The sequence below is a fragment of the Pseudomonas sp. BF-B-15 genome (assembly GCF_019946675.1).
GTDB lineage: Bacteria > Pseudomonadota > Gammaproteobacteria > Pseudomonadales > Pseudomonadaceae > Aquipseudomonas > Aquipseudomonas migulae.
Genome location: NZ_JAGYFZ010000044.1, coordinates 18,816 through 28,403 on the forward strand (window position 1 = coordinate 18,816; position 9,588 = coordinate 28,403).

7 protein-coding genes are annotated in these 9,588 nt (G+C 60.1%); 2 read left to right on the forward strand and 5 right to left on the reverse strand.

Annotated elements, in window-relative coordinates; genetic code table 11:
- Nucleotides 1-48 precede the first annotated feature (48 nt).
- Nucleotides 49-417 (forward strand): DUF427 domain-containing protein, encoded by a 369-nt coding sequence (locus KGA97_RS15840; RefSeq protein WP_008028168.1) that lies wholly within the window; start codon nucleotides 49-51, stop codon nucleotides 415-417.
- Nucleotides 418-453: 36 nt separating this feature from the next.
- Here the strand turns inward: KGA97_RS15840 and lldD are convergent, their stop codons facing one another.
- The 3 genes from lldD to KGA97_RS15855 form a co-directional block, all read right to left on the reverse strand.
- The gene (gene lldD, locus KGA97_RS15845) at nucleotides 454-1,608 is read right to left on the reverse strand and encodes an FMN-dependent L-lactate dehydrogenase LldD (RefSeq protein ID WP_008028170.1); all 1,155 of its coding nucleotides are present in this window, start codon (nucleotides 1,606-1,608) and stop codon (nucleotides 454-456) included.
- Between the two features lie 1,053 nt (nucleotides 1,609-2,661).
- A complete protein-coding gene (locus tag KGA97_RS15850; RefSeq protein ID WP_008037160.1) occupies nucleotides 2,662-4,284 on the reverse strand; it encodes an MFS transporter in 1,623 nt (540 codons plus the stop codon).
- 290 nt (nucleotides 4,285-4,574) lie between these two features.
- A complete protein-coding gene (locus tag KGA97_RS15855) occupies nucleotides 4,575-6,221 on the reverse strand; it encodes a GMC family oxidoreductase (protein WP_223481070.1) in 1,647 nt (548 codons plus the stop codon).
- A gap of 121 nt (nucleotides 6,222-6,342) precedes the next feature.
- Between KGA97_RS15855 and KGA97_RS15860 the strand changes: the two genes are divergently transcribed.
- On the forward strand, nucleotides 6,343-7,239 hold the full coding sequence (locus KGA97_RS15860; protein ID WP_008037153.1) for a LysR family transcriptional regulator: 897 nt from the start codon (nucleotides 6,343-6,345) through the stop codon (nucleotides 7,237-7,239).
- Between the two features lie 94 nt (nucleotides 7,240-7,333).
- Here KGA97_RS15860 and KGA97_RS15865 read toward each other — a convergent pair whose 3' ends face one another.
- Both KGA97_RS15865 and KGA97_RS15870 read right to left on the reverse strand, forming a co-directional pair.
- Entirely contained in the window at nucleotides 7,334-8,434 is a 1,101-nt protein-coding gene (locus KGA97_RS15865; protein WP_223481071.1) for a DNA alkylation repair protein, read from the reverse strand.
- A 75-nt stretch (nucleotides 8,435-8,509) separates the two neighbouring features.
- Nucleotides 8,510-9,586, reverse strand: coding sequence for a sensor domain-containing diguanylate cyclase (locus tag KGA97_RS15870; protein ID WP_223437696.1), 1,077 nt, complete (start codon nucleotides 9,584-9,586; stop codon nucleotides 8,510-8,512).
- Between the last annotated feature and the right edge of the window lie 2 nt (nucleotides 9,587-9,588).

Sequence of the window (9,588 nt, forward strand, 5' to 3'; positions counted from 1 at the left end):
GCATCGCACGCTCCCACAGGTTTTTCACCGTCCCGAGGAACGCATTTCATGAAAAGCTCCGGTCCTAGCCCTGTCATTACCATCGCCGAGCAGCCCGGCTGTCTGTTGGTGAAGTTTCACGGCATTCAGGTGGCTGCGTCGGCGCGCGCGCTGGTGCTGCTGGAGGCCAATTACCCTCCGGTGTACTACGTGCCCCGGGAGGATATCGACGAGAAGTATTTTGCCCGCACCGACCACACGAGTTACTGCCCCTACAAGGGTGATGCGAGCTATTTCAGCCTGCAGGTGCCGGGGCATGAGGGCGCGAATGCGGCGTGGAGCTATGAAGATCCCAAAGTGTCGGTAGAACAGATTCGGGGCTACATTGCGTTCTATCCCGATCAGGTGAAGTTCGAGATTCTCAAAGACGTCGAGTGATTGAAAACGCCCTGCATCGACAGGGCGTTTTTACGATCAAGCGTTCAGTTCACGAACCGCCTGCACCAGCGTCGACTCATCGATCTGAGCAATCGAGGTCACTCCGGTCAACGTCATGGCCACGCGCATCTCTTTGGCGAAAATATCCAGCATGTTTTCCACCCCGCGTTGACCATCGGCGGCCAGGGCATAGGCCATGGATCGCCCCAGCAATACACCTTTCGCGCCCAGGGCCAGCATCCGCACGACATCGAGCCCCGAGCGGATCCCCGAGTCGACCAGCACCGTCAGATCATTCCCCACCGCTTGTACGATGGGCGGCAATGCCTTGGCGGTGGAAAGCACGCCGTCCAGTTGTCGTCCTCCGTGGTTCGACACCACAATGCCGTCCGCGCCAAAGCTGACGGCGTCTCGCGCGTCCTGAGGATCGAGAATGCCCTTGATGATCATCGGGCCTTTCCAGAAGTCACGAATCCACTCCAGATCGCTCCAGCTGATCGACGGGTCGAAGTTGTTCGCCAGCCAGCCCATGTAGTCTTCGAGCGTGACGGCTTTGCCAAGGTACTTCGAGATGTTGCCCAGATCGTGCGGGCGTCCCATGACGCCGACGTTGAAGGCCCAGTCGGGTCGGGTCATCGCCTGAAGTATTCGCCGCGATGACGCAAACGGCCCGGACATGCCCGAGTGCGCATCCCGGTAGCGGGCGCCGGGCGTGGGCATGTCGACGGTAAACACCAGGTTCTTCACCCCGGCAGCCTTGGCCCGTTCCAGGGCGTTTTTCATGAAGCCCCGGTCTTTCAGCACGTACAGCTGGAACCAGATGGATTGTTGGCTTTGCGCCACGACTTCCTCGATCGAACACACCGAGACCGTCGACAGGCACAGGGGAATGCCTTTGTTTTGCGCCGCTTTCACGGCTTGTACTTCGCCTCGACGGGCGAACATGCCTGTCAGGCCTACCGGCGCCAGGATGATCGGCATTGCGAGGGGCTGGTCGAAGAGGGTGGTTTGCAGGCTCAGGGTTTCGACGTTTTTCAGAATGCGCTGACGCAGGCTGATGCCCGTCAGGTCGGCGCTGTTGGCCCTCAGTGTGTGCTCCGCATAAGCGCCTCCATCGATGTAATCGAACAAGAACCGGGGGAGTTTGCGGCGGGCTGCCTCGCGATAGTCGGATGCGGATGAAATGATCATGGTGCCTCGGTCGGGTGAGTGGCGGGGCGATGGGTGCTTTGAGCCAGAGTAGCGAAAACGGCTCGTGTTTGCGGTAATTCTGTTTTTCGCGGTGTTGGGTGTTTGGGTTTTTTGGGGGGGATATATCCGTTATTGGGGTAACGGCGGCTATTGGTTTCGCCCTTACGGCGAGTCACTTGGAGAAGCGCCAAGTAACCAAGCGCTTTTGCCCCTTTCGTTCGGTGCCTCGCTAATGCTCGCCATACCCTCGCTCCGGTCCTGCTCCGTGGGCCCGCCGCGATCGGCCATCCTTGGCCGTGCGCGGCTAACCCGGCATCCATGCCGGGTTGCCCACTACGCAGAACCTGCGCTCGGCCTCTCGAGGGGGCGACGACCGCCACAGCCGCCGAGGCGGCCTGAAAGCCGACCTGGCTCTTTGGTCGTGTGCACACTCCCACATCATGGTGGCTGCACTAATGTTGGATGTTTGCACATTCCCTTGTAGGAGCCGGCTTGCTGGCGATGGCGTCCGTCCAGCCAATACATGCGTCGACTGATCCACCGCTATCGCCAGCAAGCCGGCTCCTACAGTTGATCGTATTTATCCAGACACATACGCATTTCCCTTGTAGGAGCCAGCTTGCTGGCGATTGACGTCAACGATAACGCGGGCTGTCTGAATGAACGCAGTGTCCAAACGATTTTCGCCGGCAAGCCGGCTCCTACAGGGAACCCCATACGCTTTTGATTCCCACCACTCATCAGGCCGAGCGTTAGCTCGCCTTCAGCTTTTGATCTGAGCGCCCCCTCGAGAGGCCGAGTGGAGGTTCTGCGCAGTGGGCAACCCGGCATGGATGCCGGGTTAGCCGCCCCCGGCCAAGGATGGCCGATGGCGGCGGGCCCACGGAGCAGGACCGGAGCGAGGGTATGCCGAGCCACAGCGAGGCACCGAACGAAAGGGGCAAGAGCCCTTGGTTACTTGGGGCTCTTCCAAGTGACTCGCCGTAAGGGCGAAACCGCCAGCAGCCATCACCGAAATAACGGACATGCCCCCAACCACCCAAACACCAACCCTCAGTTAGTATCCAGATCCACGTTCTTGGTCTCACGCAAACAGATCATCCCCACCACCAGGCTCACCGCAGTAATCACCACCGGGTACCAAAGCCCGTAAAAGATGTCCCCGGTGTACACCACCAACGCAAACGACACCGTCGGCAGGAACCCACCAAACCACCCGTTGCCAATGTGATACGGCAGGGACATCGAGGTATAGCGAATGCGCGTCGGAAACAGCTCGACCATCAACGCCGCCAGCGGTCCGTAGCACATGGCCGAGATGATGATCAGCGCGACGATCAGCGCCACGATCATCGGTTTGTTGATCAACTGGACGTCGGCTTTTGACGGATACCCGGCCAGGGTCACCGCACCTCGCAGAGCCGCTTCGTCAAAGCCTTCAAGCCTCACATCACCGACGCTGACCTGCACGCCGCTACCGGCCGGGGCCGCTTCGCTGCTGTAGGGCAGGCCCTGTTTCACCAGGAAGGTTTTGACCTTGTCGCACGGGCTGTCAAATTTCGCCTTGCCCACCGGATCAAACTGGAAGGTGCACGTCGCCGGGTCGGCCAGTACGGTAATCGGTGCCTGCCGGCTGGCCTGGTCGATCGCCGGGTTGGCGTAATGAGCCAGGGTCTTGAAGATCGGGAAGTACAGCGCGGTGGCCAGCAACAGGCCGATCATCAGCACCGGTTTGCGCCCGACCTTGTCCGACAGCCAACCGAAGAAAATGAAGAACGGCGCGCCGATGATCACGCTGACGATCAGCAGGCTGTTGGCCAGGGCCGGGTCCATTTTCAGGAACTGGGTGAGGAAGAACAGCACGTAGAACTGCGCCGCGTAAAACGTCACCGCTTGCCCGGCGTTGATGCTGAACAGCGCGATCAGCACGACCTTGAGGTTTTCCCATTTGCCGAAGGAGTCACGCAGTGGCGATTTGCAGAGTTTGCCTTCCTCTTTCATTTTCACGAACGCGGGCGATTCGTGCAGGCTCAGGCGAATCCAGGTCGAGATACCCAGCAGCACGATGGAAAACAGAAACGGAATCCGCCAGCCCCAGACTTCAAACTGGTCACCGGTGAAGTAGCGGCAACCCAGCACCACGAGCAACGACAGCAGCAGGCCGAGGGTCGCGGTGGACTGAATCCAGCTGGTGTGGAATCCGCGTTTGCCGATGGGCGCGTGTTCGGCGACATAGGTCGCAGCGCCGCCGTACTCACCGCCCAGGGCCAGGCCCTGAAGCATGCGCAGCACCACGAGGATGATCGGCGCGGCGATGCCGATGCTCGCGTAAGTCGGCAGCAACCCGACGCAAAACGTCGCGACGCCCATGAGGACGATGGTGGCGAGGAAGGTGTATTTGCGCCCGATCATGTCCCCCAGCCGCCCGAACACCAGCGCACCGAAGGGCCGCACGATAAAGCCGGCGGCGAATGCCATCAGTGCAAAAATGAACGCGGTGGTGTCGTTGACCCCGGCGAAAAACTGTTTGCTGATCACCGCCGCGAGGGCGCCGTAGAGGAAAAAGTCGTACCACTCGAACACTGTTCCCAGTGACGAAGCGAAGATGACTTTGCGGGTGTCACGGCTGGCATCGGCGCTGCGCGTGATTTCCAGAGATTGAACGTGTTCTGACATATCGGTATCCCTCACAGTGATTGTTTTTGTTGTTCCACTGTCGGCACATGCTTTGTGGGCGGGTGCCGCTACTGTCCGTGCATCGGGTGACATCGATGTTGATTGATCCGCCGCTATCGCTGGCAAGCCAGCTCCTGCAGTTGATCTTTGTCGTTCATATTTCTTGTGCCCCACCTACAACCCTGTAGGAGCCGGCTTGCCGGCGAAAGCGGTGTCTCAGGCGACATCGATGTTGAATGATCCGCCGCTTTCGCCAGCAAGCCGGCTCCTACAGGTTTTGTGTTTGGAGGTCAGGCATTGGTCACCAGTTCCATCGGTGAGGTCAGGCTCCTTGTGGCGGGGTTGAGGATGAGTTGTGCGGCCTTTTCGGCAATCATCAGCGTCGGCGAACAGGTGTTGCCCGAGGTGATGCGCGGCATGATCGAGGCGTCGGCGATACGCAGGCCGGGGATGCCGTGGACTTTCAATTCGGCATCGACCACCGCGTCCCCGTCATTGCCCATGCGGCAGGTGCCGACCGGATGGAAAATCGTCGTACCGATTCGCGCGGCGGCTTCGTGCAGTTGTTCTTCGCTCTGCAAACTGTCGCCGGGCAGGTATTCCACCGGTTTGAACGCTTGCAGGGCGGGCGCGGAAACGATGCGTCGGGTCAGGCGGATCGCATCGGCAGCGACGCGCAAATCTTCCGGATGGCTCAGGTAATTGGGTTGAATCAGCGGCGCGTCCTGCGGGTTGGCCGAGCGAATGTCGATTCGCCCACGGCTTTGCGGACGCAGATCGCAGACCGACGCCGTGAAGGCCGGGAAGGCATGCAGCGGCTCGCCGAAGCGCTCCAGCGACAGTGGCTGCACGTGGTATTCGAGATTCGCCGAAGTCTGCTCCGGCCCCGAGCGGGCAAACGCACCGAGCTGACTCGGCGCCATGGACAGCGGGCCACTGCGGTCATACAGATAACGCAGCCCCATGCCGATTTTGCCCCACACACTGCCGGCGATCTGGTTCAGTGTGCGCGCGTTTTGCAATTTGTAGATCAGCCGCAGTTGCAAGTGATCCTGCAAGTTGCCGCCCACACCGGGCAGCTCATGGGCCACACCGATGCCCAGTTTTTCCAGGAGCGGGCGAGGGCCGATGCCGGAGCGTTGCAGGATGCTCGGCGAACCGACGGCACCCGCGCAAAGGACGATTTCCTTGCGCGCCTTGAAGGTTTTCGCCTGACCCTGCCAACGCGTACTGACCGCCGCCGCGCGGCCGTTTTCCAGGAGCACGCGGTCGACTTCAACGTCGGTCAGCACGGTGAGATTGGGACGATGGCGGACCGGTTTGAGAAATGCCTTGGCCGCGTTCCAGCGAATCCCGGCCTTCTGGTTGACCTGAAAGTAGCCGCAGCCTTCGTTGTCGCCCTGATTGAAGTCATCGATGCTGGCGATGCCGCTTTGTTCGGCCGCGCTGCGGAACGCATCGAGAATCGGCCAGGACAGTCGCTGACGCTCGATCCGCCATTCCCCGGCGGCGCCGTGAAATTGCGAATCGCCGGCAAAATGATTTTCGCTTTTCTTGAACAGCGGCAGCACATCGTCCCAGCGCCAACCGGGATTACCATCGGCTGCCCAACCGTCGTAGTCGCCGGCCTGGCCGCGCATGTAGATCATGCCGTTGATTGAGGAACAGCCGCCGAGCACCTTGCCGCGCGGGTAACTCAGGGCGCGACCTTGCAGGCCTGCTTGCGCTTCGGTCTTGAAGCACCAGTCGGTGCGCGGGTTGCCGATGCAGAACAGGTAACCCACTGGGATGTGAATCCATGCGTAGTTATCGCGGCCGCCGGCTTCGAGCAGCAGCACCCGGTGTTGCGGGTTGGCCGACAATCGATTGGCCAGCAAACATCCCGCCGGCCCGGCCCCGACCACGATGTAATCGTATTCATCAAGGGAAGTCTGCATCCCTGACCTCGTATTGTTGTTCTTGTTGTCGATCATCCTAGTTGTTAGCTTTCGTCAAAAGAATGTTAGTTTTTGCGCAGCCGCTGTGCGTTTTTAAACAGCGTATCCCTAAGGACGGTTCATGTTCGATTGGAATGACCTGCGGTTTTTTCTCGAATTGCAGCGCAGCGGGCGTTTGCTCACCGCTGCCCGCCGTTTGAACACCACCCACGCCACCGTGGCCCGGCACATCGAGGCCATCGAAAAAAGCCTCGGCACGGCGCTGTTCGTCCAGCACGCCCAGGGTTATGAATTGACGCCGGCGGGTGAGGCGCTGCTCAAGCACGCTGAAGCGATGGAGAACGTCGCCTTGCTGGCCCAGGAAGAGATCACCCAATCGACGGCGCCGCTGGGCAAGATTCGCGTGGGGGTGACCGAGGGCCTGGGCATCATGTTCCTCGCCAGTCGCATGAACGGTTTGTTCGAGCGCTATCCGGGGCTGGAAGTGGAGCTGGTGGCGGTGCCGCGATTTGTCAGCATCCTCAACCGCGAAGCGGAGATCAGCATCCACCTCGAACGCCCCGCAGCCGACATGCTGGTCACGCGCAAACTCACTGACTATCGCCTGGCGCTGTATGCCAGCCAGGCTTACCTCGACAGGGCGCCACCGTTGCGCAGCCGCGAAGACCTCGGGCGCCACGCGTGGATCGGCTATGTCGACGACTTGCTGTTCAGTCAGGAATTGATGTTCCTCAACAGCTTCTGCCGCAATCCGCAGGTGGTGTTCCACAGCACCAGCGTGATCGCCCAACAACAGGCGGCGCGCTCGGGTTTGGGGATTGCGGTGCTGCCGTGCTACATGGCCAGCGCCGATCCGCAGCTGGTGCCGTTGTTGCCGGACGAAAGCATCCAGCGCAGCTACTGGATCAGTACTCGTCGCGAGCTGCACAAGTCCGTGCGGTTGCGGGTGTTGTGGGATTACGTGGTGGAGTTGTGTGAGCGAGAACAGGATCTACTGCGAGGCCCCGACACCTTGTAGGAGCGAGGCTTGCCCGCGAAGGCGGTTTTGAAATTGATACCAGACTCAAGGGCCTCTTCGCGGGCAAGCCTCGCTCCTACAGTGGATCGCGTGTTTAGGGGAGGATTTCGAAGGCCGTGCTGGCGAGGCGTTCGCCGTTTACCAGGACGTGCACCGCGTGTCGGCCGGCGTAGTGCTTGCGCGTGGTGAGTTCCTTGATGTGCTGACCACGGCTGAGGAGGGCGGTCGCTTGGCCGGGCAACGTCAATGCCTTGAGCTTGAACACCTTCGCCGAGGTGCTGCCATTGGCTTTGACGTAATCGATGGCGTAGTCGATCACCAGGCGCTGACTGTCCTCAACCGTGGATTTAACGCTGAAGGACAAGGTGATTTTCTCACCCAGGCCAATCACGGCCGGTTCAACGTTCACATCAATGATTTCAACCTCGGGCTTGCCGCTCGCGCCGATGATCGCCAGCGCCCGCTGGTTGCCCTGTTTGATCAGGCTGCGTAGTGCATGTCTGGCGATCCACGCGGTGTGCCTGTTCTCCAGCGACCAGCCTTCGATCAGGTCCAGCACCCACTCGGGATGGTCCTTGGTGATGTCGTTGAGGTGGTTGGCCACCGACTTGCGCACATAAAGGCTGGCGTCCGCCTTGAGGTTGTCGAGGATCGCGGCGGCGAGGCTCGGGTCGGCCTGGATCTGCTCCAGGCGAAATGACCACGGCAGGCGCGGGCGACAGCCTTCGCTGGCCAGGCGCCGGACATGTTCGTTTTCATCCAGCGACCAATCGTGCATCACGGCCAACGCGCGCTTGAGGTCACTGCGCAGAAAATAGCGGATCGCGAATTCAGCAGAGCCGAATGTGGTGAAGTATTTGAGCGCAGCCATGGACGGTTCGAAAGCATGGGCGCCGTAAGTCGCGACGTAATGCGGCAGCGAGATGCTGACGAAGCCGCTGTTCAGGCGCGGGGCGAGGGCGCGCAATACCTCCAGCGACTCATCAAAACCCAGCGGCAGTACGGCGTGCAGTGATTCGCTGACCCGGGCCATGCGCTGCATGATCGACAGCTCGGCCAGTCCGTCGTTGGCCAGTTTGAGGAAGGCTTTGGCGTTGAAGTCGGGGTAGACCGCGGTCATCTCTGTGGCGATGTGTTTGAGGCGCTCGGCGTTGAAGATTTCCTTCAGGGCGGGGGCGGGTTGGTCAACGGCCATTGTCGATTCCTTTGAAATCGTTATTTATCCAGGTACACCGCGTTATCCAGGCGAGCTTGCTCGCGAATACGCTCATCACTGATGAAACGTATACCGATCCTTCCCCGAATGTTTTGACTCATACAACGCCTCATCCGCTTTCACCAGCGCCTGATTCAGCGTGTCGCTCTCCGCGACCCGCGCCAGGCCAATGCTGATGGTCACCGGGTGCAGGGTGGTTCGTTCGCGGACCACCCTGCACAGATCGCCGGCCAGGGCGGCGACGTCTTCACGGCGCACACCGGCGAGGTAAATCGCAAACTCTTCACCACCCAGTCGCGCGTATTCAAAGTCGGCCATCACCGCTTTGATGTCCGCGGCAACGCGCTTGAGCACCTCGTCGCCAATGTCGTGGCCGAACACGTCGTTGACCTTCTTGAAGTTGTCGATATCGATCATTGCCAGGTAATGGTCGGATTCCCGTGGCGCGGCTTGCAACTGCTTGTCGGCGCGTGCCATGAACGAGCGACGGTTGGGGATCTCGGTCAGCGTGTCGATGTAGGCTTGATCCAGCAGCAGCCGGGACATAATGAAGTTGTAGAGTTTGGCCTCGCGCAATTTCAGGAAGCTGTAGACGGTCATCGCACAAAGAAAACCGGCGTAGCAGACCGTCATCATTCCCCGCAGCTCAAGCACGTGAAAGTGGGTGTCGTAGAACGGGTTGAGCAGCAGCCAGGTGATGATTTGCGCACCGTAGAAGGACCAGCGGCTCAGCGGCAAAACCGACGCGCTGTACAGCGTGCTCGCAGCGGCCAGTACCAGCCAGGCGGGCTGAAAATCGGCGGGCAAGCCGTCGATTACCAGGCGAATGCCCAAGGTCATGGCGAAGACGAACATCAGGTTCAATACGTGGAAATGCCGAGCCTTGCGGGTGAACAGCAGCACAATCGCCAGGATCGTGAATACCCCGAGAAACAGCATCGACAGCCAGGTAAAACCCTGGTCACCGATGAAGCTGACAATCAGATCGAAGAGCACCCAGATAACGATGCTGGCGACATAAATCAGCAGGCAGAATTTATGCAGCCGCTCGAATTCATGCTGGATGAATTCAGCCTTGAGTGCCGCCGGCGCGGCTTTTTTCAGGACTTCATCTTCAATGGTTTTGTACATCG